We start from the raw sequence: 24,861 nt of genomic DNA on the forward strand, positions 1-24,861 counted from the left end.
GCCTCCACCCCACGCGCGTCCCGTTCCATCGAGCGGGACGCGCCGCTGTTCATCACGGCAACTGGAGCTGTGAGGACGCCGTTTCTCGGGTGCCCGGCACCGTTCCCCCAGCCGGCCACTCGAAAACGCCCGCCCAGCGCTCGAAAATTACGCGAGCTCACAGGAGGGCCAGGAAGGGGCCTGCGCGCGGCGCTGAGGGGAGAAAGACCTGGGCCGGGCGCCCCTACCAGCCGGCCAGCTCGTCCTTCAGGTCGTCGGCGGCCAGTCGGGCGTAGCCGCTGCGGGTGGTGTCGACGCTGGCGTGGCCCAGGTGCGCGGCCACCCGTCCGAAGTCCTTCACCTGCTGCAGCAGCCGGGTGCCGGCGTATTTGCGCCCCGGATGGAAGCCCCGGAACTCCACGCCGGCACGCGCGAACAGCCGCTGCAGGTGGTAACGGGCGGCCTGCTGCGTGGCGTAGCGGAAGACGAACTCCGGGGCGCGGCTTTTCGGGCGGTAGCGCGCGTGTTCCGGGCCGCCCGGCCCCGCGAGGAGCCGGAACTGCCGCGACGCGCGGGCCAGCCGGGCGCTCATGGCCACCCGCCGGGCCTTGCGCCCCTTGCCGCTGCGGACGTGGATGCGCCGGGTCTGCTCGTCCAGATCCGCCCAGGTCAGCGCCAGCGCCTCGCTGATGCGGAGCCCGGCGTGGGCGATCAGGAACAGCAGGAACCGCTCGTGGGGATCGGCGTGTTCGAGCACGTCGATCAGGTCGTCCTCCGAGTAGGGCGGGCGTTTGTCCAGCCCCGAGGTGGGGTCTCTGGGCACCTTCACGTCCCGGAAGGGATCGGCCTCGGTGGCCCCGGCCCAGCGCAGGGCGCGGTACAGGCAGCCCGCCGCCGCGACCTTGAGCTGCACGCCGGCCGGCTGGCGCCCGGCAGCGAGCATGGCCTGTACGTAGCGCGCCGCGTCGTGCCGGCCCGGACGCAGCAGGTTCAGCGCGCGCCCCGCAGCGTACTCCACGAACTGGCGCACGCCCAGCGAGTAGGCCTCGACGGTGCGCCCACTCGTGAGCACGCCGCTGCGGCTCTGCTGGGTCAGGTAGGCCCGGGTCAGCGAGACCAGCACGCCGACGTCCTTGTCCCCGGCGGCCTGCACCGCCCGGCGGCGCATCTCGTCGTCGTGGAGGTTCAGCCACTCGTCGGCCTGGGCCAGGGTGGTGGCGCGGTACAGGGCGAGGGTCATGCGACGAGACCGGACAAGGGAAATGGGCGGGGCATCTGGGCAGATGCTAGCAGATTTTCACCTAAGCAGTCTTAGGTGAAAAAGTATTGCTGGAAAGGGTGCTGAGATGAAAGTCGGCTCCCGCTCCGTGTCACGTCCGGCCTCGCCATGCAAAAAGGGAGAACCACGACGGGTTCTCCCTGGATAGGCTGAGAATTACCAGCGGTCGTCGCGGCGCTGGGGGCGGGCACCCTGATCGCTCACCGGAGCGGCCTTGGTGACCACGATGTTGCGGGCCTGGGGGCCTTTGCCGCGCTGGCCGTCTTCGATCTCGAACTCGACTTCATCGCCCTCGTTGAGCTTCTTGAAGCCGGTGCTCTGGATCGCACTGAAGTGCGCGAACACGTCGGGGCTCCCTTCCGTCTGGATGAACCCGAAACCCTTTTCTGCGTTGAACCACTTAACTTTACCTACAGCCATCATCAACTCCCCAGTTTTCTCAACACAAAGCGGCGCTCGATAAGCCTTGCGCCGCCTGACTTCGCGTCGTGAAGGAAAACTTCAGGGCGAGTATACACCACGCCCGGCCACCCTGTTCGGAATGGGCTCACAAACGGCCGGCCCTCGACCGGCGGGGGGTGCCGGAGCCGGGGCGGGTCGCGGCGGCAGGCGATGGAGACGGGGCGGCGAGGCCGTCTGGAACGTCGGGGATCGGGAATTCAGACCCTACTCCTGAACGTGGTCGAGGGCGCTCTGGATCAGGGTGGTGACGTGGTGATCCAGCAGCCGGTAGTACACGGCCCGGCCCGCCTTGCGGGCGCTGACCACCCGGCCGTCTTTGAGGAGCCGCAGTTGATGGCTGACGGCACTCTCGCTGATCCCCACCACCGCCGCGAGGTCGCCGACGCACAGCTCATGGGCGTTCAGGGCACTCAGGAGCTTGAGGCGGGTGGGGTCGGCCACGAGCTTGAGCAGGCCCGCCGCCTGTTCGGCCGCCGTCCCCCCCGGTACCGCTCCCCGGGCCACCCGGACGGCCGCCGGATGGAGGACGCGGGGTGCCTCCCCCTCGGCGGCCGCGCCCGGCTTCGCCCCGCCCGCCTTGACCCCGGCGGCCGTCCGGGCTCCAGGGGCTGGCAAGGTCATTCTCGCCGTGCTCACCGGGACACCGCCTCGGGCCGGCGGTTTCGGCGGGCCAGGGGAGCGCGGTCGTGGCCCCGCCAGCCCAGCAGCCGCAGGGCATTGGCCGTGACGAGGGCCGTGGCGCCGGTATCGGCCAGGATCGCCATCCACAGGGTGGTGGTGCCCAGCAGCGTGGTGATCAGGAAGACGGCCTTGAGGCCCAGCGCGAGGGCGATGTTCCAGCGGATGTTCGTCATGGTGTCGCGGGAGAGCTGCACCAGATCGGCGACGTCGCCCATGCGGCCGCGCAGCAGGGCGGCGTCGGCGGTCTCCAGGGCCACGTCGGTGCCGCCCCCCATGGCGACGCCCACGGTGGCGGCGGCCAGGGCGGGCGCGTCGTTGATGCCGTCCCCGACCATGGCGACGCCGCCCCCGGCCCGCAGCGCGGTGATGGCGCGCAGTTTGTCCTCGGGCAGCAGGCCGGCGTGGACGTCCAGGCCCGGCGCCGGGCGACTGGAATCGGACGGGCTCAGCTCTGCGGCGACGGCCTGAGCGGTGCGGGCGTTGTCGCCGGTCAGCATGACCGTGCGGATGCCGAGGCGACCGAGCCGGGCGAGGGTCTGGGCCGCGTCCGGCCGGGGCTCGTCGCGCATGGCGAGCAGGCCCAGCGCCTGGCCGTCGCCGTGCAGGATCACGGCCGTCTTGCCCTGCCCTTCCAGGCTGGTGAGCGTGGCGAGCAGCCCCTCTGGCAGGGCCACCATCGTGGCCGCGTGCTGAGGCGAGCTGACCCACAGGGCGCGGCCCTCGACCGTGGCCCGGACGCCCTGCCCGGGCAGGGCGAGGGCGCCCTCGGCGGCCGGGATCCTCAGCCCGGCGTCGCTGGCCGCCCGCGTGACTGCGCGGGCCAGCGGGTGGTCGCTGCCCGCTTCCACTCCCGCCGCCAGGCGCAGCGCGTCCAGCCGGTCGAGGCCCAGCCCGCTCAGATCCGTGAGGCGGGGCCGGCCGGTGGTCAGCGTCCCGGTCTTGTCGAAGGCCACGGTCTTGACCGAGCCGATGGCCTCCAGCGCGGCGCCGCCCTTGATCAGCAGGCCGCGCCGGGCGCCCGCGCTGATGGCGCTGGTGACGGCGGCCGGCACGCTCAGCACCAGCGCGCAGGGGCAGCCGATCAGCAGCAGGGTCAGGCCCCGGTAGAGCCAGGGATGCCACTCGGCGCCCGTCAGCAGCGGGGGCAGCAGCGCCACCAGGGCCGAGACGGCGACCACGCCCGGGGTGTAGACGCGGCTGAAGCGGTCGATGAAGCGGGCGGTGGCGGCCCGGCTGCCCTCGGCCTCCTCGACCAGCTGGATGATCCGCGCGATGGTGTTGTCGCTGGCCGAGCGGTCGACCTGGACGCTCAGCACGCCGTCGAGGTTGATGCTGCCGGCGTAGACGCGCGCTCCGGGCGGCTTCACCACCGGCACGCTCTCTCCGGTCACCGGGCTGTCGTCCAGGCTGGAGGTGCCGGCGGTGATGGTGCCGTCGGCCGGCACCCGGGCCCCGGGGCGCACCTGCACGGTCTGGCCCACGCGCAGCTCGCCCGCCGGCACCTCGCGCGTGGTGCCGTCCTCGAGCAGCAGCGCGGTCTTGGGGGTCAGCGCCGAGAGCGCCTGCACCCCGGCCCGCGCCCGGCCCGCCGCCACGCCCTCCAGCAGTTCACCCACGGCGAAGAGGAACACGACCACCGCGCCCTCGGCCGCCTGTCCGATCATCAGGGCGCCCAGCGCTGCCAGCGAGACCAGCATGTTGATGGAAAAGGGGTCGCCCAGCCGGGCGCTGGCCACCGCCCGCCGCATCAGCGGCCAGACGCCCAGCGCGGTGGCCGCCACGTACGCGGGCCCCGACAGCGTGGGCTCGACCCGGCCGAAGAGCCACGCCATCGCCAGCAGCACCCCGGACGTGATCACGAGGCGACCCTGACCGCTGGCGTACCAGGGCTGGCCCGCCGGCAGGGCGGCGTGGACGTGTCCGGCATGATCGCCCTGGGGGTCGGCGGAAGGGGCTGGGTGGTCGTGGCCCGCGTGATCATGTCCGGCGTGACTGGGCTGGGCGTGATCCTGCTGCGCTGGAGCCTGGGGGAACGGCGCTGCCGTGCCCGCCTGCAGGGTCGGCACATAGCCAAGGGAGCGCAGATGACGCTCCAGCGTCTGGCGAGGGGTCTGGGCTTCATCAAGCTCCAGGTGCAGGGTCTGCCGGGTGAAGCTGGTCTTCACCGCCGCCGTGCCTGGCAGCCGCTCGACCATCCGCTCCACCTTCTGCACGCAGCTCGCACAGTCCATGCCGTCCACGAGATAGCGGAGCGTCGGCGGCCGGATGTCCGGAGTCGTGGCGGATGGCGGCCGGGTCATGGCCAGATAATATCTGAGCAAGTGCTCAGATATGTGAGCGAGAGGCAAGAGCTGAGGGTGAAGCTGTACGTGCCGGCGAACTCAATTCAATCCGCTTGCGATAGATATATCTGACGATATTTGATTAGTTAGACTAGCCCTCCTGTTTACGTAGAGGGAGTGTTTCCCCCTCTGCTCCACTCCTCCACGGTCATCCCCTGGCCTCCGCCCAGGCACCGGCTCCCCACACCACCATCCACGCGGAATAGACTCGGACATCATTCTGTCTGGGCGTCTGGAGTCGCCTGATCCGCCCCGGCGCCCACGCGGAGCCCTCAGGAGGCTTTCCTGACCCTCTTTCCCGAGGTGAAAGCATGAGCACCGTCGTAGACGAGATTCTGGCAGCCAACGCCCAATACGTCAGTGAATTTGGCGATCGGCGGTCTCTGCCGTTACCGCCGGCGCGGCAGGTGGCGATCCTGACCTGCATGGACGCCCGACTTGATCCCGCACATTTCGCAGGCCTGAAAGAGGGAGACGCCCACGTGATCCGCAACGCCGGCGGCCGCGCCAGCGACGACGCCATCCGCTCCCTCGTCATTTCCCACAAGCTGCTGGGCACCCAGGAATGCCTCGTGGTTCACCACACCAACTGCGGAATGCAGCTCTTCACCGATGAGGTCATGGGCGACCTGCTGGCCCAGAGCCTGGACACGGCGGTGCTCGACGGCGACCGCTGGCGCGACATAGGCACGGGCCCAGGCTCCAGCGCCGGGCGCAGCATCGACTGGCTGACCTTCCGTGATCTGGAGGAGAGCGTACGTGAGGACGTGCGCCGTATCCGCCAGAGCCCCCTGCTTCCCCCGACCCTGCCAGTGCGCGGCTTTATCTATGACGTCACGACGGGCGGCCTCCAGGAGGTGATGGTGCCCGAAGGGTAAGACCGGCCACCTCGGGCTGCACTTTAGTGGTAGGGCTTAACCTATTAACTCATTGACCTAAAATGGCCGGAATACACCTAATGGATGAGCAGCACGCTGAGCGTCTATCTCTTTGACTACGAGCGAATGAACCTTAAAGGGCTGCTGCACAGGGGCAAGCATTATTTCTCCCGTCTCTGAAGCGGCTGCTGCGTCAGCGCAGGGATCAGGAGCGGAGGGTGATTACCCCATCCTTCAAATATATCTAACGATATGTGTATAGGACTGAACTATTTCCCCCTCTGCACCAGGTCATCCCCGACCTAACGTCATCCGAGCAACACTCCACTCCAGCCACCGCCCAAGCTCAGCAGAGAACACAGGAAAGAGCGAGGAATCCCAATGCCGGAAACCGCGAGCCCAAGGCGGGGCCAGAGCGGGGGCGAGGGGGGGAGGCAAACCGGCGATGCTTTGACCCGTCACCCATCCCCGCGGTCTCCCCTTCCCCAAAGGGCTGAAGCGGGGAGACGGGTCTCGAGCCTGACAGGATCGTCCAAAGGGAATTCGGCTCAAAATGGCGTGTTTTCCGGAGATTTGGGATGTCAGCCTCGTCCCTTTCCTCCATCTGGTTGAGTGGGGAGTACCTCACGCTCTATCCATGAGCGACAGCTTCACACGGCCCGCACATGAGGTCACACTGTGGCTGCCATGCTGGCCGTACGCCCTTCGCGAGACCTCACCCCACACGCTCCGGGCGCAGGAGGTTCCATGCCGCGCCTCACGTCCCGCACCCTCATGCCCCTCACCCTGCCCCTGCTGCTCCTCGCCTGCAGCCAGCACCCGACCACCCGTCAAGACGACCTCGGCCCCTACGCCAACGGTGCACAGCACCCCTGGACATTCACCGCGCCTGCCGGACGGTTGAACCCTCAGCGGCTCGACCCCGAACGGAACACCCTCATGTACGAGCGGATACTGGATGGCATAAACGGTTGGGGCCCCATTGAGACGAACATGAGCAACGGTGAACAGCTGGCCAGCGACGGCCGCACGCTCACTGTACAGGGCCGCACCTGGGCCAAAGGCTACGGTGTCCACCCCAGGAGTTACCTGTCGTACAGCCTGGAGTCGACCCTCAAGGACGTGTACTGTACGAGCCTTGACGGATTCGTCGGCGTGGACGACGAGGTAGGCGACCGGGGCAGCGTGGAATTCTTCATCTCCGCCGACGGTCAGCTCCTGTGGCGCAGCGGCGTGATGACCGGCGCCATGCCCGCCAAAGGGTTCAAGGTCGACATCACCGGGTACAAGTTCCTCGAGCTTCAGGTCAGCGACGGTGGGGACAACACCTACTTCGATCATGCCGACTGGCTGGATCCCGCTGTGCACTGCGCGGTGATGCCGCCCACCGTCAGCGGCTCCGTCGACGCCGCCTTTGGAGAGGCAGGTCGGGTGAACGTCGGAGGCGTGGACTCCGTGGCGGCGCCCGATGGCAGCGTCGTGGTGCTCGGCCAGGCGTTCGGGCTCACACGTCTGGCGGCGAGCGGCACCGTGCTCAGGCGCGCTGCCGCGCCGTTCAGCGCCCAGGACACAGCAAAGGCCCTGACCCTGCAGCCCGACGGGAAGATCGTCGCCGTCGGGAAACGCACCCTGGTCGACGGCAATACGGACTTTTTCATCGCCCGCTTCAATGCTGACCTGAGCGTCGACACCACCTTTGGCCAGGGTGGACAGGTGATCACCAACCTCTCGGGTGTGGACGACCCCTCCTTCCACCCGGAGAGCGCGAACGACGTGGCCATCGCGCCCGATGGCAAGATCGTGGTCGCGGGCGCGTCCCGGCAGACCAACGAGGTCAGGAGCGACCTCAAGACGTCCGCGTTTACGGTGCTGCGCCTCCTTCCGGATGGATCACGGGACAGGGGCTTCGGCACGGATGGGGTGGCCCTCCGCACTTTCAATACTGCAGGTTCATACAACCAATTCAACGCCCACGCGTTTGGGAATGCCGTGGCCGTCCTGCCGGATGGGCGCGTGGTGGTAGCGGGACGGGTTTTCGGAGAGCGCGGCGGCGTGGCGCGTTTCCTGGCGGATGGGCGGCCCGACCAGACGTTTGGAACGGCAGGCCGCGTGTGGAACCTGGCCTCGTGTGGTAAATCCAATGCAAACGCGCTGGCCCTGTCCCCCACCGGGGACATCCTGGTGGGCGGGGGTGAGTTCACGGCGTTCGTGAGCCGGATCAACGCGAGTGGAACGACGGCGGCGGAAACGTGCATCGTCTTTGGCCGCCTGAACGATGTCAACGAGAGTTACAGCACCGTGACCAGCCTGGCCCTCATGTCCGACGGCCGGATGGTCGCGGGTGGAACCTATGGCGACGGACGGAACACCTCGTCGGCAGTGCTGGCCAGGTTCAAGCCCAATCTTTCGTTCGATGCGTCGTTCGGCGCGAGCGGCATGGCGAGGATCCCGGCGACGGATGGCATGACCGTATCGTCCCTGCTGGCGCAGAGCGACGGGAAGGTCGTGGTGACGACGGGCCCAGCTGACGTGCGGGGAGCGGCGGCCAGTGGCGTGACCTTCCGTATATTGCCCTGAACGAGGAGAGACTCCATCACGGAGCAGACGCGTCGGTTGACCCTCACTGCTAGGCTGAGGCAGCGTCCTGCACGAGGCAAAACCCTCCATCCGTGGCAAGGCGGCGGGACGCGATCGCCGCCCTGTGCAGGAAGGCGTCGGCCCCTCCAACGCTGCCCCTGCTGGGGCTTGAGCGTGGAACGACGGGCCGGGACGGTAACGGATCCTGGCGATCGAATTCGATCCAGAGAGACCAGTGGTGAGTAGATCAGCATCAGATATCGGGATATATAGTCAGATTCCCGTCCCAGTTCCCTGTCACGGCTCGTCCTGAACACGAGGGCGGCTGACGGGTGCTGGCGGCTCGGCCAGATAACCTTTGGCCTGCAGGTCGTAGAGTGCGGCGTATTTGCCGCGCTGCGCGATCAGCTCGGCGTGGCTGCCCGATTCGACGATCACGCCCCCCTCCAGCACCACGATGGTGTCGGCCAGACGCACGGTGGAAAAGCGGTGCGAGATCAGCAGGGTGATGCGGTCGCGGGTCTCCTCCCTGAGCGCCTGGATGGTCTCGGATTCGGCGCGGGCATCGAGGGCGGCCGTCGGCTCGTCGAAGACGAGCACCGAGGCGCGGCGAAAGTAGAGCCGGGCCAGGGCGAGGCGCTGCCATTGCCCGCCCGACAGCTGGCGCCCGCCGGTGAACAGCCGGCCCAGCGGGGCCTCCAGGCCGCCGGGCAGGTCGTCCACGAAGGCCGCGCCCGCCCGGTCGACGGCGCCCTGCACGCCGGGGCGGTCGTCCAGGCGGGTGACCTCGGCGAGCGCCACGTTCTCGCGCGCACTCATCTGGTACTGCCCGAAGTCCTGAAAGATGATGCTCATCTCGCGCTGCACCGAGCGCGGACTGAAGCGCGCGGCGTCCTGGCCGTTGAGCAGGATGGTGCCGCTGCTGGGCTCGAAGAGCATGGTGAGCAGCTTGACCAGGGTGGTCTTGCCCGCCCCGTTCTCCCCCACCAGCGCCAGCGCCTCGCCCCGGCGCACGGTGAAGCTCACGCCGCGCAGCACGTCGCGGTCGGTCAGCGGGTAGCGGAAGCCCACCGCCCGGAACTCGATGGTCTCGATCGGGCCGCTCCAGGGCTCGCCGGCGTCCAGATCGCGGGTGGGCAGCTCCAGGAACGAGAAGAGGTTGCGCATGTACAGCAGGTTCTGGTAGATGCCGCTCACGCCGTTGAGCAGCCCCGACACCGTGTTCTGCACCTGCGCGATCCCCAGCACGAACACGCTGAAGTCGCCCACGCTGATCTCTCCGGCGGCGGCGCGGCGCAGGATCAGGGCGCTGGCGAGCGCGATCAGCAGGGCCGAACTGAGGGCCGCCAGGAAGCCCCAGCCCGCGCGGCGGCGCACCAGCGCCTCGAGCTGCACCCGGAAGCCCAGGTAGTACTCGCGCCAGCGGCGCAGCAGGTAGGGCTCGAAGCCGAAGAGCCGCACCTCCTTGACCAGCGTGTCGGAGGTGAGCAGGCTCCCCAGGTAGTTCTGCACGCGGGCGTCGTGGGTCTGGCGCCGCAGCATGCGGTAGCCCTCGACCCCGAAGCGGTTGGAGACGATCACGCCGGGCACCGAGGCCAGGATCACCAGTGGCAGCACCCAGAAGCCCAGGCGCGCCATCAGGGCGCCCACCGACGCGAGCGTCACGGCCGCGCCCGCCAGCCCCACGAGCTGCGTGGCCACCCCCAGCGGGCGCGATCCGACCTCGCGGTAGGCCTGCTGCAGCCGGTCGTAGGTCTCGGCATTCTCGAAGGCCTCGACGCTCAGCTCGGAGGACTTGTCGAGGATGCGGCGGCTGACGGAGTGCTGCAGCGAGTCGCCCAGCAGCTGCTGCGAGGCGGTGCCCACCGTGCTCAGCAGGCTGCCCAGCACGCCCAGGGCCACCTGCACCCCCAGCAGCGCCAGCAGGGCCTGGTAGGTCACGCGGCCCTGGGCGGCCTGGGCGATCTCGTCGAGCAGCAGCTTGCCCACGTACAGGTTGGCCGCCGGCAGGGCGCTGCCCAGCAGGGTGGTCAGGGCGTAGATCAGGCTGTGTCGGGGGCTGGCGCGCCACACCAGGCCCAGCGTCTGCCACAGATCCTGCAGCCGCGAGCGCCACGACAGCGCCTCGTCTCTGGCTTCGGGAGGGGGGCGCACGGCGGCCGTCATCTGGGCTGAGTCTGCCGCACCGGACGGGCAGGGATGGTGACGGGGGGCGGGGGGCGCCTCTGGTCTGCAGGATGTCAAAAAGAATTGACATCCGAGGGGTCGACGGGTAGACTCTGAATGTCGGATAAGTTTGACATCGCGGCCTGACTCGTGGACGCCAGTCCGCACGACGAGTCCACCACACCGAGGAGGAGAATCGCTGATGCCGCTGTCGTTTCAACACAAAAGCCTGTGGCTGATGTTCCTGAGTCTGCTGCTGGGGTTCGGCCTCTATTTCCAGGCCGTGCTGCCGATGACCACGCCCGACGTGCGGCCCGAGCACGTGGCGCGGTTCGTGGGGGCCGTCATCGCGCTGGTGATCGTTCAGGTCGTGGGCCACCTCGGGATCGCCCTGCTGGATCGGCGGCCGGACACCGACGAGCGCGACCGGCTCTATGCCCTGCGGGGCGCCCGCAACGCCTCCTACGTGCTGGCCACCGGCGTCTTCGCCGCCCTGTGCACCGCGCTGCTGACCGAGGGCAATTTCCTCTTCACGCACGTGCTGCTGGCCGCCTGGGTGCTGGCGCAGCTGGTCGAGATCGGGTCGCAGCTCGTCTCCTATGGGCGGGGAGGCTAGTGGGCAAGCGCGGCGGCCTGATCGGCAACGATCTTCGCGCGCTCCGCCTGCGGCAGAACGTCACGCAGCAGCAGCTGGCCGATCAGATCGGCGTAACGCGCCAGACGGTCAACGCCATCGAGGGAAACAGGTATTCGCCGTCCCTGGAGGTGGCCTTCCGGATCGCGCGGGCCCTGGGGGCGGGGGTGGAAGAGGTGTTCAGCTACGACGAGGGGTGAACCAGGGGTCAGAGCTTCCAGCTTCCACTCAAATATCAAAGAATATATCTGTTAGACTGCACCCATGAGCGCTGTCCATCCTGCAGACGAACGGGCCATGAAGCTGCTCGCGGCCCTGCGCGACGCCGATCTCGACCGGCTGATGGGGATGCTGGGGCCGGTCTGGGCCTACAACGACCCCAAACAGCTGTTCACCCGGCTGCGCCCCTTCTTCGACCACGCGCCCGCCGACGCGGTGAACCTGCAGACGCCGGACGCCGAGTTCATGGACTGGGTGCAGCGCCGCGCCCAGGAGGGCCGCCACGGGGGCACCGTCAAGGCCAACACGGTGCGCGCCCGGATCAGCGCCCTGCACCGGCTCTACGACCACCTGATCGAGGAGGGGCTGCTGCAGACCAACCCCCTGCGCGGGGTCGAACGGCCCCCGGAGGAGCGCAAGGACTCTCCCCCGCCGGCCCAGGGCGACATCGCGCGCCTGCTGATCCACGCGCGGGATGACCGCGAGCTGCACGCCGCGCTGCAGCTGATCTACCACCACGCCATGCAGGTGGACGAGCTGCTGCGCCTGACCTGGGACACGCTCGACCCCGGCACCGGGGAGCTGCTGCGCAAGCACACCCTGACCCGCCTGGACGACGACGCCCTGCACGCCCTGGAACTCTGGCGCGCGACCCAGGGCGGCAATCTGGCGGCCGGCCACCGGCGGATCTTCAGTTACGGAGACGTGTTCAAGCTGCGGACGAAGATCTTCCAGCTCTCGCGCCGGGCCAACGTGCCCATGATGCCCCCGAGCGAGCTGCGGCGCGCCTCGCTGCGCGACTTCCCGCACACCGCGCGGTCGGCGGGCTTCGCGGACGGGGGCGACGGCTTCCAGGCGGCGGTCAGGCTGGCGCAGGGGGTGGCGGGGACGCTGGACAGCAAGGACTAGCGTGGGCCCCCTCACTCTGTGAGCCCGGCCCGTCGAGCCGCCAGATGCGCCTCCCCATGGCGGAACCCGGCCCCTGGACGCCGACCCCACCTTCAGGCCGCCCGTGCAGGTGAAGGGCGGCGCCAGATCAGGACGGCGGACGCGCCCGCACTCAGCACGATGGCGGCGAACACTGCGGCGGTGAGAGCGTCGGGCGCCGTGATGGGCTGACCCCGCAGGGCCTGCCACACCACCAGCACCATGACGGCCAGGTAGCTCGCCCCCGCCGTCCGAACCAGTGCGACCTGCTGGGGCACGCTCAGGCGCAGCCGGGTCAGCAGCCAGGCGCAGAGCGGCAGCACCTGCAGCGCGTGGATGCCGTTGAAGTGGCCGGCGCGCAGGTCTCCCCCCTCCGTGCTCCAGCCCAGCACGGGCAGCCCCGCCCCGCCGTCGGCGACGCCCACGCTGTGGGCCCCGGCGATGCCGGCGAGCGCCACCGGCGAGCTGACGCCGCCCGCGCTCGCCAGCGCCTGGCCCAGCGGGGAGGCCATCAGGAAGGCTTCGAGCAGCCCGAGCAGGGTGATGCCCAGGCCCAGACGCAGCGACAACGCGAAGGCCGGGTGCCCGAAGCGCTGGAACACGATCAGCAGCGTGATGCCGAGGTGGGTCAGCCACAGCACGATGATCGTGGCGCCCATGACGCTCCAGACGGCGGCGTCCAGCGCGGTGGCGGTGTTGTAGTGGCTGGTGGTGCCGCGCGCCGCCTGACCCGCGATGGCCAGGGTCTCGATCAGGCTGGTCGCGACGATCAGCCACGCCAGGGCGCTCACCAGCCGGGGACGCCCCTCCACGAAACCGAGCATCCACAGCAGCGTGAGGTTGTAGATCACGAACGACACCGCGAATTTGGTGGGCTTGAGCCAGGCGGGCGCGCCCAGAACCGTGCGCCCGTCCAGCAAGATGCCGGCCCCGAAAAAGACCACCATCGCGGCGAACAGCAGCCCCGAGATCAGCAGGGGCGGGTGGGTCTGCCAGAGCGTCCGGAGCCAGCGGAGGGGCAGGGGCGGCGTGGGCTGGGGGGGTGAAGTCAACATGGTCTGCTCCTGGGGGTCGGGAAGGGGGACAGCGGCGTGCCAGCGGATCAGAGGGGGGAACCCGCCACCTCTTCGGCGGGCGAAGGCTCCAGCGACCCGGCCCGCAGCCAGGCCAGCGTCTGCCGGATCGCCGAGCGGTGCGGGGTGGGCTGACCGCCGAAGGTGGACGTGAAGCGCGTGCCGTCGACCGTGAAGGGGGCGGCCACCTGGTACTGGACGTCCGCCAGCTCGCGGATCAGGGGACTGAACAGCGCCAAGGCCCGAAGGGGCAGGCCGGACAGGGCACGGGGCCGGGGGGGCGCGGTCTGGGCCTCCTGGGCGATCAGGGCCGCGAAGCCGGTCGCGGTCAGGGCCTCGGCAGCTGGAAGGTGCCACACCTCGCCGAAGGCGGGCCCATGCTGGGCCAGCGTGACCAGCCCGCGCGCCACGTCGTCGATGAAACTGAAACTGTGGAGCTGGTCGCTCCGCTCGATCCACGGCGGGCGCTTGCCGGCCACGATGGCGCGGAAAAAGGGCGCCCCGACCAGCGAACCGTGGACACCGGGGCCGTAGAAGTCGCTGGCGCGGCCGATCGTGACCGGCAGCACCCCGGCCCGGTGGGCGTCCAGCAGGGTGCGGGCCAGCGCCAGGCGCACCTGGCCCTTGCGGCTCTGCGGGCGTTCGGGCGAGTCCTCGCGCAGGGGCGTGGTGACCGGGCCGTAGCTGTAGAGGTTGTCGGCGAAGACCAGCCGGGCGCCCACCCGGCCCACGCCCCCGATGACCGCGTCCAGTATGGGTGGAAAGTCCAGGGCCCAGCGGGTATAGGCGGGCTGAGCCGCCAGGTAGACCACCCCGGCCCCCTGGACGGCGCGCTCGACGGAGGGCGCGGAACTGAGGTCGGCAGCCAGCCAGTCGGTGCCCGCGGGCAGCGCGGTGGGGCGGGTGCGGGACACGGCCCGGGCCGGGAGCCCCTGCCGCGCCAGTTCGCCCATCAGGGCAGATCCGACCGCGCCGGACGCTCCGAGAACGACGTGCAGGGTGGTGTTCGTGGCCGTGGAATTCATGGTGTTCTCCTGGTTGGGGTGTTCGAGAGGGTGAAGAGTCGGCAGGCTCAGTGTCAGCAGGTTCAGTGTCAGCAGGTCTCAGGGTCAGCAAGCTCAGCGGCGGGCACGCAGGAAGTTCAGGCCCAGGCTGAGCAGCCAGACCTGCCAGGCAATACCTGAGACGGTGAGGACGGGCCCGAGATCGGCGCCGAAGACCCCGGCGAGCCCAGCGAGCAGAAGCCCGCCGGACGCGAAGCCCCCGAGGGCGAGCGCACGCGCCCCCGGACGCCTCCACAAGGCGGCCGACACCATCACCGTCCACAGCCCCGCGAAGAGTTGTACGCCCAGGGCTTCTCCGACGCCCCCTGCGTAGGTGTTGAGGGTCTCGTACATGACTGAGGCGGCCGCCTGGGTCGCACCGTCACCGCCTGCGTAAGTCGCGGCCAGGGCAGGCATGGCGACCAGCCAGCGCACGATCCCGAGGAGCTTGAGAACGCCTGCCGTGACACCCAGCGCGGCCGTGATGTTCAGAACAGTGCTGTCGCCGTCCTGTTCCCCCAGCATGCGGTGGATCAGCACGGACAGGGGCACGAGCAGGAAGGCCGAGACGAAGTACATGGAGTAGCCCAGGGCCACCGCCCCGCCCCGCTCGCGGATCAGGGGCAGGGCCTCGGCGGCCGGCAGATCGAGGCTCTGGGGCCAGCCGATGGCGCTCGACAGCACGCCGAAGGCACCCAACATCAGGACGAACTGCGCGGCCGCGGTCGCGAAGAGGGCCAGGCGCGGGGCGGGACGCACGGCGGGGGCGTCGGGGCGGGTGGAGGTGAGGGTGGTCATGGTGGAACTCCTTTGAAGGGCAACAGGGGGAGACCGTCAGCCACGGCTCGGTGGTTGATACGACATTGCGATGATGCGCGAGCATCATCCGAGCAGAGCGAGTGGCAAAAAGTACGGGCTGGCGGCGATGGACGAGCATCCGGCTCTTTCCCGGATGTTCGGGAATCAGAGCAAGTCCGTATGACTGGGCCTGGACGCCGTACTGGACGCAGGGACAATCTCTTCAGGGTTGTACCGGGCGGAACCTCCTTCACGGCACAGGGCGCCGGCCAGGAACACGGCGTGTTCCCGAGGCGGGGGCAAAGATGGAGTGGGGGCGGACGTCAGGGGGTCAGGGGGGGGTCGGGCCTCAGGAGCTGGCGGAACATGGTGGCGTACAGGCCGTCAGCGAAGGCCTGTGGTTGGATGAGTTTCTGGGTGTCCAGCCCGTTTTTCAGCGCGATGAGCACCGCCGCCGCGTCCTCGGCGGCCACGGGCAGCGTCAGCCCGAGCGCCTGGGCCTGCGCCTCGACCTGCCGGGCGATGGCGGCCCTGAGTTGGCCCTGCTGCTGAACGTAGGCGGCCCGGATGCGGGGGTAGCGCATCGCGCACATCCAGAACTCCATCTTGATCAGGTGGGCGGTCTGGTCGGTGTCGGGGCTGGCGGAGAATGCCTGGAAGCCCTCACCGGAGAAGCCCGCCTCCGGCCGCTCGCCCAGCCGGCTCAACTGCGCGAGATCCTCGGCGAAACAGTGCTCGATCAGGGCGATCATCAGGCTTTCCCTGGTGTCGAAGTTCGAGTAGAACGCCCCCCGGGTATATCCGGCCGCGTCGGTGATCTGGTCGATGGAAGCGCCCTCGAAGCCCTGGCGGGCGAACAGTTCACGCGCCGCCATGAGCAGCTCCTGACGCGTCTGGGCGCGGCTCTCCTCGCGGCTGATCCGTTTGCGGGAGGTGACGGGTGACATGGCCCCACTATGGGATACAGAGACGTATCTGAAAGTAGGCCAATATTCAAATTGGGAAATGTATCCAGATACGGTAACGTATTTCAGTGCTTCAGGGCAGGAGCCCGCCACTGATTCCAGAAGCATGGTTCTCGCAGGATTTCACCCCACCTGCACGACCCTCAGCCCTTTCAGGGCACCCAGTTGGCGAATCCGGTCGGCGAGGTGCCCCACGCCCACGGCGCAGTGGTGCGCCGGCCCCTGGGCGCTCCAGGCATCCACGAAGGCGCGCGCGCCCACGGAAAAACGGTAGCGGCTGTTGGTGTTGCCGATCTCCAGGATGGGGCCGGCTACCGACTCGCCTTCAGCGACGAGGAGCTTGAGCTTTCCCCCGTCTTCGACGACGGACAGCAGCGTGACCGGGCCGTGCTGCACCGACATCTCCACGCTGAGCCCCCGGCCCACCTTGCCGTGATAGACCGCCAGCGGCCTGACCTTGGTCTTGCCCTGCGCGATACGCGGGTGGCCGGGGCCATCGTGGCCCATCAGCACCACGTCATCGGTGAAGTCCAGGGCGTAGAACTCGGTGAACGACCCGCCCGCCCCGAAGCTGTCCATGATCTTCATGGCATGGACGTTCTTGATCTCGTATTCGCCGGCCACCGGCACCCCGCGCCCCGTGAGCAGCGAGCAGCCCAGGATCACCGAGCTGATCACGTCCTCGTTCTCGTGGCCGGGCGTGGACTCGGCGAAGTAGGCCAGCGCGCCCAGGTCGTGCCGCTCCACGAGGCGGTCGAGGGCCACGCTGGTGCGGGCGGCGCGGCTCAGCTCGGCCCCGTCGCAGTCGGGCTGCACGTCGAAGGTGTCACGGAAGAGGTCGACCCGCCCTGCCGCCTCGGCCTCGGTGACGTCCCGGCGGATTGCCGCCAGTTCGTCGACTTCCACATGCTGGATGTGGGTGCCGAAGGTGATCGCCTGGAGGGTCGGGTCGGTGTAGATGTCCAGCATCCCGGTGTACGGGCGCCCCATCAGGCCCAGGCGGGTGTGCGCCATCACGTGGGCCACGCGCGCCGCCTCGACCCAGCCGTCCACCTCGTGCCAGACCTGCGGATCGCCCTGCAGCACGCCCGTGACCTGATGGAAGGCGACGCCGGCCCGCGTGAAGACGTTGGCGAGTTCGGGCACCGGGCAGGCCGAGCAGAAGGCCAGCCACTCGCCGGTCATGGCCGTGCGGCTCCCCAGCGCGTTCAGGCGCGCGTAGTCGAGAGCGGCTTCAGGTTGCAGGTTCAGGATCACCACCGGCACCCCGGCCCGCTGCACCACCGGCAGCACCGTGCTGGACAGCGCGTAGGTCGTGACGTACAGGAACACGATGTCCACGTCGGCCCGCCGCAGCGCGTGTCCCGCCGCCAGGGCGGCCGGCGGCGAGTCGATCAGGCCCAGGTTGACGACCTCCACGCCGGGCCGTTCCAGCCGGGCGGCCACCTGCGCGACGTAGCCGGTCAGCCGCGCCTCCAGCCCATCGAACTGCGGCCAGTAGGCGTCGAGGCCGATGCCGAAGAGGCCGACTCTCAGGGGGTAGGGATTGCTCATGGGGCTCCTTGAGATGCGAAGACGCGGCGTCCACCCTTCCGGCCGCTAGAGGCCAGCGCCTCTTGCGGCGGGCTCCGCGAGTCGCTGCACCGGGACAGGCCGGTACGAGAGGGGTTCGCCCCGGCCCGAACGCACCTGGGCCGTGAGCCACCCTCCCGCTCACAGCCCGGAGCTCAGTGCTCAGTCCTCAGAAATCGAACTTGTCGATGTTCGCCTTGTCGAAGGTGTAGGGCGGCCCGACGATGATCTCGCCGTCCTTGCCGATGGTGTATTCGCCGAGACGCCCGGCCTTGAACTTCTCGCCCGGCTTACCGGTGATCTGGCCGCTGACGAGCGCGGCGGCGGCGTAGGTGGCGAGATAGCCCACGTCGGCGGGGTTCCAGAGCTGGAAAGCGGTCACGGTGCCGTCCTTCACGAAGGCCCGCATCTGGTTGGGGGTGCCCAGGCCGGTCAGGGCGACCTTGCCCTTGCTGGGGCTGGTGGAGAGGTAGCGCGCGCCGGCGGAGATGCCCACGGTGGTCGGCGAGATGACCCCCTTCAGGTTCGGGTAGGCCTGGATCAGCCCCTGCATCTCGGTGAAGGACTTCTGGTCGTCGTCGTTGCCGTAGGCGATCTTGACGAGCTTCATGTCCTTGTACCGGGGCAGCTTGAGTTCCTCCTGCATCCACTTGATCCAGGTGTTCTGGTTGGTGGCATTCGGCGTGGCGGAGAGCACCGCGATCTCGCCCTTGTAGCCGATGAGTTTACCGACCAGCTGCACCTGTGCGCGGCCGATGCCCTCACTGTTCGCCTGGTTGATGAAGAGCGTGCGGCCCGAGACGGCGGTGTCGGAGTCCATGGTGACGATCTTCATTCCCGAGGCCTTGGCGCGCGCCAGGTAGGGCAGCAGGGCGTTGGCGTCGTTGGCGGCCAGCACCAGCGCGTCCTGCTTCTGGGCGATGGCGGTGTTGATGTAGCTGACCTGCGAGCTCGCCCCGGCGTCCGACGGGCCCACGACCTTCACCAGCGCGCCGATCTCCTTGCCGGCCTCCAGGCCGCCGCTGGTCTCGATGACGTTGTAGGGGTTGTTGATGTTCTTGGGCAGCAGCGTGATCTTCAGGCCCTTTTTCAACGCGGGGGTCTGGGCATAAGCCAGGGTGGCCAGGGCGCTCAGGGTCAGGGCGGACAGCAGCAGGGAGCGGGTCTTCATGGGGTTCCTCCAGGAGCGTGAGAGAGGGCGGATGGGCGGCTGGCCTACGGAACGGCGGCGTCCCCCCTGCGGCGCCGGCGCTGACGGAAGGACTGGAAGCGGCCGAGCAGGTTGGGCACGAGCACGGAGCCGATCAAGAGCAGGCCCGTGACGATGGTCAGGATTTCGTTGGACACGTCCACGATGGTCAGCGCGCCGTTGATCAGGCCGATCAGGAAGACCGCCAGCACCGCGCCGACCACGCTGCCCCGGCCGCCGAAAATGCTCACGCCGCCCAGCAGCACCGCCGCGATCACGCTCAGCTCGAAGCCGGTGGCGTTGTCGCCGCGCGCCGAGGCGAAGCGGAAGGTATACACCACGCCCGCCAGCGCCGACATCAGGCCGGACAGCACGAACAGCCGCAGCTTGACCCGCTCGACCTGCAGGCCCGCGAAGCGCGCGGCGACCGCGTTGGCGCCGATGGCGTAGAGGCTGCGGCCGAAGGGCGTGGCGTGCAGCACCACCGCGAAGAGGGCCGCCAGTACGGCGAACAGCGCGATGGGAATGGGGATCAGCGTGCCGGGCAGGGTGCCGAAGCCGAAGTTGGTGTAGGCGGCGGGGAACTCCGCGATGGCGCGGTCGCCCAGCAGCACGTAGGCCAGCCCCCGGTAGAGCGCCAGCGTCCCGATGGTCACCGCCAGCGATGGCAACCCCAGCCGGGTGACGAGCAGCCCGTTGAACAGCCCCGCCAGGGCGCCGGTCACGAAGGCGGCCAGGATCGCCAGGGGCATGGGCACGCCCGCCGCGAACAGCACCCCCAGCACCGCCGAGCACAGCCCCAGCATGGACGCCACCGACAGGTCGATCTCGGCCACGACTACCAGCAGGGTCATGCTGAGCACCATCAGCGCGACCTCGGAGAAGTTGGCGGTCAGGAACGAGAGGTTCTGGCCGGTCAGGAAGTCCGGCGAGAGCAGGCCGCCGCCCAGCAGGGCCAGCGCGACCAGCGCCAGCAGGGTGGCCTCCCAGCCGAGCAGACCACGAACGCCTTTCACCGTTTCCGCCCCATCTGGAGCCGCCGGGCCGTGCGCCGCGCGACCAGGATGTCGATGCTGATGGCCGCGAGCAGCAGCGCGCCCTGGATGGCCTGCTGGTAGAAGCCGGGAGCGCGCAGGGTGACCAGGGCGCTGCCCATCACGCCCAGCAGCAGGGCGCCCACGCCCGCGCCGAACAGCGTGCCGACCCCGCCACCGATGCTCACGCCGCCCACCACCGCCGCCGCGATCACCTGCAGTTCCAGCCCGGTGCCCGCCGTGGCGTCCACCGTGCCGAAGCGGGCCAGGTACAGCACCCCCGCGACCCCGGCGATGGCGCCGCTGAGCACGAAGCCGCTCAAGGTGCGCCGCGTCACGTCGATGCCGGCCAGCACGGCAGCCTCGCGGTTCGAGCCCAGCGCGTAGTACTCGCGCCCGCCCCGGTAGGTGCCGAGGTACACGCCGAAGACCAGCATCACGGCCAGCACCAGCAGCACCAGATTGGGCACGCCCAGCAGGCTGCCGGTGCCGAAATTCAGGAAGCCGGGCGGCAGGTTCGAGGCGTTGATCTGCCGGCCGTCCACCACGGCGTAGGTCACGCCCCGGAAGACGTACAGCGTGCCCAGCGTGGCCACCAGCGCCGGCACCTGTCCGGAGGCGACCAGCAGGCCGTTGACCGCGCCGAGCAGCGCGCCCAGCCCCAGCCCGAAGAGCAGCGCCACCGGAATCGGCAGCCCAGGGTTGGCCACGAACAGCGAGCCGGTCAGGAAGGCGCTGAGGCCCACGACGCTGCTCACGCTCAGGTCGACGTGCTTCATCAGCAGGACGACCGTCTGGCCCACCACCAGCAGGGCGATGATCGAGACGTTGAGGAGCAGGTCGCGCACGCTGCCGGGGCTCAGGAACAGCGGGTTGAGGGCCGCCGTGCCGAACAGCACCAGCGCCAGCAGCGCCACCAGCCCGAACTCGCGCGCCCGCAGCAGGCGGGTCAGCACGTTGGGCGGGGCCGCCGGGGTGGGCAGCGGGGTGGAGGGGCTCATCACGCCGCGCCCCCGCTGACGTGTGAGGGACGCTGTCCGGTCGCCAGGAACATCACGGCCTCCTCGCTGGCCTGCGCGCGGCTCAGTTCGCCCACCAGGGCGCCCTCGCGCATGACCAGGATGCGGTCGGCCATGCCCAGCACCTCGGGCAGGTCGCTGGAGATCATCAGGACGGCCAGGCCGGAGGCGGCCAGTTCGGCCAGCGTGCGGTGCACCTCGGCCTTGGCGCCCACGTCGATGCCGCGCGTGGGCTCGTCCACGATCAGGACGCTGGGACGGGTCGCCAGCCACTTGGCCAGCACGACCTTCTGCTGGTTCCCGCCCGAGAGCGAGCTGACGGGGTCACGCAGACTGTGCGCCCTGAGCTGCAGCTTCGATGTCCAGTGCTGGGCGGTGGCGGCTTCCGAGGCCCGGTTCATCAGGCCGCCGCGCGCCAGGCGGTTCAGGATCGCCAGGGTGGCGTTGCGCTCGATGCTCATGTCCATGACCAGCCCCTGCGCGCGGCGGTCTTCGGGCACCAGGCCCAGGCCCAGGTGCATCGCGGTCTGGGGTTGACCGGGGGGAATGGGCTGACCGCCGAGGCGCACCTCGCCCGCGGCGCGCGGGTCGATCCCGAACACGGCGCGGGCCACCTCGCTGCGCCCCGCCCCGACCAGCCCCGCCAGGGCGACGATCTCGCCGCGCCGCACCTCGAAGCTGATGTCGCGGAAGACGCCGGGCTGACCCAGGCCGCGCACCGCCAGGGCCACCTCGCCGGGCACGCCCGCGCCGCGCGGATACAGCTCGCCCAGGTCGCGGCCGACCATCTGGCGCACCACGCGGCCGGTGTCGTACTGGGCGGTGGGGCCGCACGACACCCAGGCGCCGTCGCGCATGACCGTGACGCGCTGGCACTCCGCGAAGACCTCCTCCAGCCGGTGGGTGATGAACAGCACCGCGGCGCCCCGCGCCCGCAGCGAGCGCACCACCCGGAAGAGCCGCTCGGTCTCCTGCAGGGTCAGCGCGGCGGTGGGCTCGTCCATGATCAGGATGCGCGCGCTGAGCGACAGCGCCTTGGCGATCTCGACGAGCTGCTGATCGGCGATGCTCAGGCCCAGCACGGGCCGCGCCGGATCGAGCGCCACCCCCAGCTCGCGCAGGATGCCAGCGACCCGCGCGTGCAGGGCCCGGGTGTCGATGCGTCCTCCGCGGGCGAGCGGCTGCCGGCCCATCAGGACGTTCTCGGCCACGCTCAGATCCGGAAAGAGGGTGGGCTCCTGATAGATAACGGCGATACCCGCCGCCTGGGCCTCGGCCGGCGAGTGGAAGTGCCGGGGCTGGCCGGCGACCTGCAGTTCGCCCGCGTCGGGGCGGTAGACCCCGGCCAGGATCTTGACCAGGGTGCTCTTGCCCGCGCCGTTCTCCCCCACCAGCGCGTGAGACTCACCGGGATACAGCTCGATGCCCACGCCCCGCAGCGCCTGCACCGGCCCGAAGGCCCTGCTGGCGTGGGCCAGGCTCAGGAGGGGCGTCGTGGGAGGAGGGACTGGGATGGCCACACCGCCCATCTCCGCGCCGCTAGTCAAGGTGGAACACCTCCTCCAGCGGCCGGAAGCTCTCATCCGGCGTGCCCTCCAACTCGATGAAAAACGGCGCCATCTCGGCCTGCCAGCGGGCGTTGACCCCGCTGCGGGCCATGCCCTCACGGGCGGCCTGCAGATCGGGGGTCTCGAAATAGCCCACCAGCAGGCCGTCGCCTCGCAGGAACAGCGAGTAGTTGTGCCAGCCGGTCTCGCGCAGCGCGGCGAGCATGTCCGGCCACACCGCGCGGTGGCGTTCCCGGTACTCGGCGAGCCGTTCGGGGCGCACCTGAAGCAGAAAGCACACTCGGTGGGGGGGCGCGGTCATGGGCCTCCGGGGCAGCCTGGGGCGGGTGGGGGCGGATTGTGGTCTGGTCGGACTGCTCCCATTGAAGCGCATCGCACAGAAGATTGCAAGAGGCTGTCATGTTTTGTGCTTTTTGTGTTACGATCTCGCCATGTCCAGTGACCTCATGGGCCCGCTGCCTGGCCGCCAGCAGGACATCCTGCGCCGCGCGCTGGCGCTGGGGGTCGTGCGGATCAAGGAACTCGCCACCGAGCTGGGGGTGCATGAGATGACCGTGCGGCGCGACATCGACGCGCTGTGTGAGCAGGGCCGGCTGCTGCGGGTGCACGGCGGCGCGCAGCTGCTCGAACGCACCAGCGAGGAGCTGTCCCAGCAGCTCCGGGCTGCCCAGAACGTGGAGGCCAAGGAACGCATCGCCCGCGCCGCGCTCGGGCTGATCCAGGACGGCGACACGGTGGCGCTGGACGCCAGCACCACCAGCCTCGCGCTGGCCCGGCTGCTGCCCAGCCGCCGGGTGCAGGCCATCGCCTGCTCGCTGGACGCCGCGAACGTCCTGGCTGCCGGCGGCGTGCCCTTCCTGATGGTGGGCGGCAACTTCCACGCCCCGGCGCGCTCGTTTGTCGGAGCGTTCTTCCTCGACACGCTGGCGCGGCTGCACCCCGATCTGGTGTTTTTTTCCGCCAAGGGCTACGCCCCGGAGACGGGCTTCACCGACCCCCACCTGCCCGAGGTGGGCAGCAAACAGGCGCTGATCCGCTCGGGCAGCTCGGTGGTGGCGCTGCTCGACCACTCCAAGTTCGGGCGCCGCGCGCTGGCGACCATCGCCACCCACGCCGACGTGAACACCGTGATCACCGACGCCGAGCCCGCCGAGGCCGTGCGCGCCCGCCTGGACACCGACGACATCCAGCTCATCCTGGCGCCCTGAACCGGGCGCCTGGGCACCCCATCCCCGGAGGACGCATGAACGCCGACCTGCTCACCGCCCTGTCCGCCCAGCGCATCGAAACGCCCAGCTGGGGGTACGGCAACTCGGGCACGCGCTTCAAGACCTTCGCGGCGCCGGGCGCCGCCCGCGACATCTGGGAGAAGCTGGACGACGCCGCCGAGGTGCACCGCCTGACCGGCATCGCCCCGTCCGTGGCGCTGCACATCCCCTGGGACGAGGTGGACGACTATGGCGCGCTCAGGGACTACGCCCAGGAGCGGCAGCTCACCCTGGGGGCGATCAACCCGAACGTGTTCCAGGACGACGTGTATAAGTTGGGCAGCGTCACGAATCCGGATGAACGTGTGCGCGAGCAGGCCCTCTCCCATCTGCTTGACTGCGTGGAGGTGATGAAACAGACTGGCAGCACAGACCTCAGCCTATGGTTCGCCGACGGCACCAACTACGCCGGGCAGGACGACCTGCGGCGGCGCAAACGGCACCTGCGCGCGGCCCTGGGGCGCGTCCACGACGCCCTGCCCGACGGCGCGCGGATGCTGGTGGAGTACAAGCTGTTCGAGCCCGCCTTCTACGCGACCGACCTGTTCGACTGGGGCGCAGCCTACGCGCACTGCCTCGCGGTGGGCGAGCGGGCGCAGGTGCTGGTCGACCTGGGACACCACGCGCAGGGCGTGAACATCGAGGGCATCGTGGCCTTCCTGCTGGACGAGGGGCGCCTGGGCGGCTTCCACTTCAACGCCCGGCGCTACGCCGACGACGACCTGATCGTGGGCACGGCCAACCCCTTCGAGCTCTTCTGCATCTACGCCGAACTCGTGGCGGCCGCGCGCAGTGAGGACGCGGCGACCCGCACCACGGCGCAGCAGGTGGCCTACATGATCGACCAGAGCCACAACATCGAACCCAAGGTGGAGGCCATGCTGCAGTCGGTGCTGAACTGCCAGGAAGCCTACGCCCAGGCGCTGCTGATCGACCACGACCACCTCCGGGAAGCGCAGGAGCGCGGCGACGTGCTGGGGGCCCACCGGGTGCTGACAGACGCCTTCAAGACCGACGTGCGGCCCCTGCTGCGCGAGTGGCGCGGCGAGACCGGGCGGCCGGCAGATCCCATCGCCGCGCACCGTCAGAGCGGCTATCAGGACAGGGTCGCCCGCGAACGCGGCACCGTGGACAGCGGCGGCGGCTACCCGGTCAAGGACAGGGTGATGGGGACGTGACGACCCGGTT

At 69.6% G+C, this 24,861-nt stretch carries 22 protein-coding genes; 7 read left to right on the forward strand and 15 right to left on the reverse strand.

Features of this window, described 5'->3' with window-relative positions; all coding sequences use genetic code 11:
• Positions 1–223: 223 nt before the first annotated feature.
• The 4 genes from CVO96_RS17775 to CVO96_RS17790 form a co-directional block, all read right to left on the reverse strand.
• Positions 224–1,219, reverse strand: a complete 996-nt coding sequence (locus tag CVO96_RS17775; RefSeq protein WP_103313779.1) for a tyrosine-type recombinase/integrase — start codon at positions 1,217–1,219, stop codon at positions 224–226.
• A gap of 195 nt (positions 1,220–1,414) precedes the next feature.
• Complete coding sequence (locus CVO96_RS17780; RefSeq protein ID WP_103313925.1) at positions 1,415–1,678, reverse strand: cold-shock protein; 264 nt, start codon at positions 1,676–1,678, stop codon at positions 1,415–1,417.
• Positions 1,679–1,924: 246 nt separating this feature from the next.
• Positions 1,925–2,341: an ArsR/SmtB family transcription factor gene (locus CVO96_RS17785; protein WP_103313780.1), complete on the reverse strand. Its 417-nt coding sequence runs from the start codon at positions 2,339–2,341 to the stop codon at positions 1,925–1,927.
• 11 nt (positions 2,342–2,352) lie between these two features.
• Positions 2,353–4,701, reverse strand: a complete 2,349-nt coding sequence (locus CVO96_RS17790; RefSeq protein ID WP_243398494.1) for a heavy metal translocating P-type ATPase — start codon at positions 4,699–4,701, stop codon at positions 2,353–2,355.
• A gap of 353 nt (positions 4,702–5,054) precedes the next feature.
• Between CVO96_RS17790 and CVO96_RS17795 the strand changes: the two genes are divergently transcribed.
• Together CVO96_RS17795 and CVO96_RS17800 are read left to right on the forward strand one after the other, a co-directional pair.
• Positions 5,055–5,621 carry a beta-class carbonic anhydrase gene (locus tag CVO96_RS17795; RefSeq protein ID WP_103313781.1) on the forward strand — a complete coding sequence of 189 codons (567 nt, stop codon included), beginning with the start codon at positions 5,055–5,057 and terminating at the stop codon, positions 5,619–5,621.
• A 747-nt stretch (positions 5,622–6,368) separates the two neighbouring features.
• Complete coding sequence (locus tag CVO96_RS17800) at positions 6,369–8,198, forward strand: NPCBM/NEW2 domain-containing protein (protein ID WP_165795421.1); 1,830 nt, start codon at positions 6,369–6,371, stop codon at positions 8,196–8,198.
• 297 nt (positions 8,199–8,495) lie between these two features.
• Here CVO96_RS17800 and CVO96_RS17805 read toward each other — a convergent pair whose 3' ends face one another.
• Complete coding sequence (locus CVO96_RS17805; protein ID WP_103313783.1) at positions 8,496–10,364, reverse strand: ABC transporter ATP-binding protein; 1,869 nt, start codon at positions 10,362–10,364, stop codon at positions 8,496–8,498.
• Positions 10,365–10,566: 202 nt separating this feature from the next.
• Between CVO96_RS17805 and CVO96_RS17810 the strand changes: the two genes are divergently transcribed.
• The 3 genes from CVO96_RS17810 (at position 10,567) to CVO96_RS17820 (ending at position 12,126) form a co-directional block, all read left to right on the forward strand.
• Positions 10,567–10,980, forward strand: a complete 414-nt coding sequence (locus CVO96_RS17810) for a hypothetical protein (RefSeq protein WP_103313784.1) — start codon at positions 10,567–10,569, stop codon at positions 10,978–10,980.
• Positions 10,980–11,198: a helix-turn-helix transcriptional regulator gene (locus tag CVO96_RS17815; protein ID WP_103313785.1), complete on the forward strand. Its 219-nt coding sequence runs from the start codon at positions 10,980–10,982 to the stop codon at positions 11,196–11,198. The genes CVO96_RS17810 and CVO96_RS17815 overlap by 1 nt, the downstream gene beginning before the upstream one ends.
• 64 nt (positions 11,199–11,262) lie before the next feature.
• Positions 11,263–12,126, forward strand: a complete 864-nt coding sequence (locus CVO96_RS17820) for a site-specific integrase (protein ID WP_133161842.1) — start codon at positions 11,263–11,265, stop codon at positions 12,124–12,126.
• 92 nt (positions 12,127–12,218) lie between these two features.
• Here the strand turns inward: CVO96_RS17820 and CVO96_RS17825 are convergent, their stop codons facing one another.
• The 10 genes from CVO96_RS17825 to CVO96_RS17875 all read right to left on the reverse strand — a co-directional run bounded on the left by CVO96_RS17825 (position 12,219) and on the right by CVO96_RS17875 (position 22,706).
• Positions 12,219–13,199 carry a hypothetical protein gene (locus CVO96_RS17825; RefSeq protein WP_103313787.1) on the reverse strand — a complete coding sequence of 327 codons (981 nt, stop codon included), beginning with the start codon at positions 13,197–13,199 and terminating at the stop codon, positions 12,219–12,221.
• 47 nt (positions 13,200–13,246) lie between these two features.
• A complete protein-coding gene (locus tag CVO96_RS17830; protein WP_103313788.1) occupies positions 13,247–14,242 on the reverse strand; it encodes an NAD-dependent epimerase/dehydratase family protein in 996 nt (331 codons plus the stop codon).
• A 93-nt stretch (positions 14,243–14,335) separates the two neighbouring features.
• A complete protein-coding gene (locus tag CVO96_RS17835; RefSeq protein WP_103313789.1) occupies positions 14,336–15,058 on the reverse strand; it encodes a DUF4386 family protein in 723 nt (240 codons plus the stop codon).
• Between the two features lie 323 nt (positions 15,059–15,381).
• Positions 15,382–16,005 carry a TetR/AcrR family transcriptional regulator gene (locus tag CVO96_RS17845; protein WP_165795422.1) on the reverse strand — a complete coding sequence of 208 codons (624 nt, stop codon included), beginning with the start codon at positions 16,003–16,005 and terminating at the stop codon, positions 15,382–15,384.
• 141 nt (positions 16,006–16,146) lie between these two features.
• A complete protein-coding gene (locus tag CVO96_RS17850) occupies positions 16,147–17,577 on the reverse strand; it encodes an arabinose isomerase (protein WP_103313791.1) in 1,431 nt (476 codons plus the stop codon).
• 187 nt (positions 17,578–17,764) lie between these two features.
• Entirely contained in the window at positions 17,765–18,766 is a 1,002-nt protein-coding gene (gene rhaS / locus CVO96_RS17855; protein ID WP_103313792.1) for a rhamnose ABC transporter substrate-binding protein, read from the reverse strand.
• Positions 18,767–18,810: 44 nt separating this feature from the next.
• On the reverse strand, positions 18,811–19,800 hold the full coding sequence (locus tag CVO96_RS17860) for an ABC transporter permease (RefSeq protein WP_103313793.1): 990 nt from the start codon (positions 19,798–19,800) through the stop codon (positions 18,811–18,813).
• The gene (locus CVO96_RS17865) at positions 19,797–20,819 is read right to left on the reverse strand and encodes an ABC transporter permease (RefSeq protein ID WP_103313794.1); all 1,023 of its coding nucleotides are present in this window, start codon (positions 20,817–20,819) and stop codon (positions 19,797–19,799) included. Before CVO96_RS17865 ends, CVO96_RS17860 begins: the two co-directional genes overlap by 4 nt.
• The gene (locus CVO96_RS17870; protein ID WP_243398495.1) at positions 20,819–22,357 is read right to left on the reverse strand and encodes a sugar ABC transporter ATP-binding protein; all 1,539 of its coding nucleotides are present in this window, start codon (positions 22,355–22,357) and stop codon (positions 20,819–20,821) included. The genes CVO96_RS17865 and CVO96_RS17870 overlap by 1 nt, the downstream gene beginning before the upstream one ends.
• A gap of 19 nt (positions 22,358–22,376) precedes the next feature.
• A complete protein-coding gene (locus CVO96_RS17875; RefSeq protein ID WP_103313796.1) occupies positions 22,377–22,706 on the reverse strand; it encodes an L-rhamnose mutarotase in 330 nt (109 codons plus the stop codon).
• Between the two features lie 130 nt (positions 22,707–22,836).
• Between CVO96_RS17875 and CVO96_RS17880 the strand changes: the two genes are divergently transcribed.
• Positions 22,837–23,613 (forward strand): DeoR/GlpR family DNA-binding transcription regulator, encoded by a 777-nt coding sequence (locus CVO96_RS17880; RefSeq protein WP_103313797.1) that lies wholly within the window; start codon positions 22,837–22,839, stop codon positions 23,611–23,613.
• A 35-nt stretch (positions 23,614–23,648) separates the two neighbouring features.
• Positions 23,649–24,851: an L-rhamnose isomerase gene (gene rhaI, locus CVO96_RS17885; protein ID WP_103313798.1), complete on the forward strand. Its 1,203-nt coding sequence runs from the start codon at positions 23,649–23,651 to the stop codon at positions 24,849–24,851.
• The last annotated feature ends 10 nt before the right edge of the window (positions 24,852–24,861 follow it).

Source organism: Deinococcus koreensis (assembly GCF_002901445.1).
Lineage (GTDB): Bacteria > Deinococcota > Deinococci > Deinococcales > Deinococcaceae > Deinococcus > Deinococcus koreensis.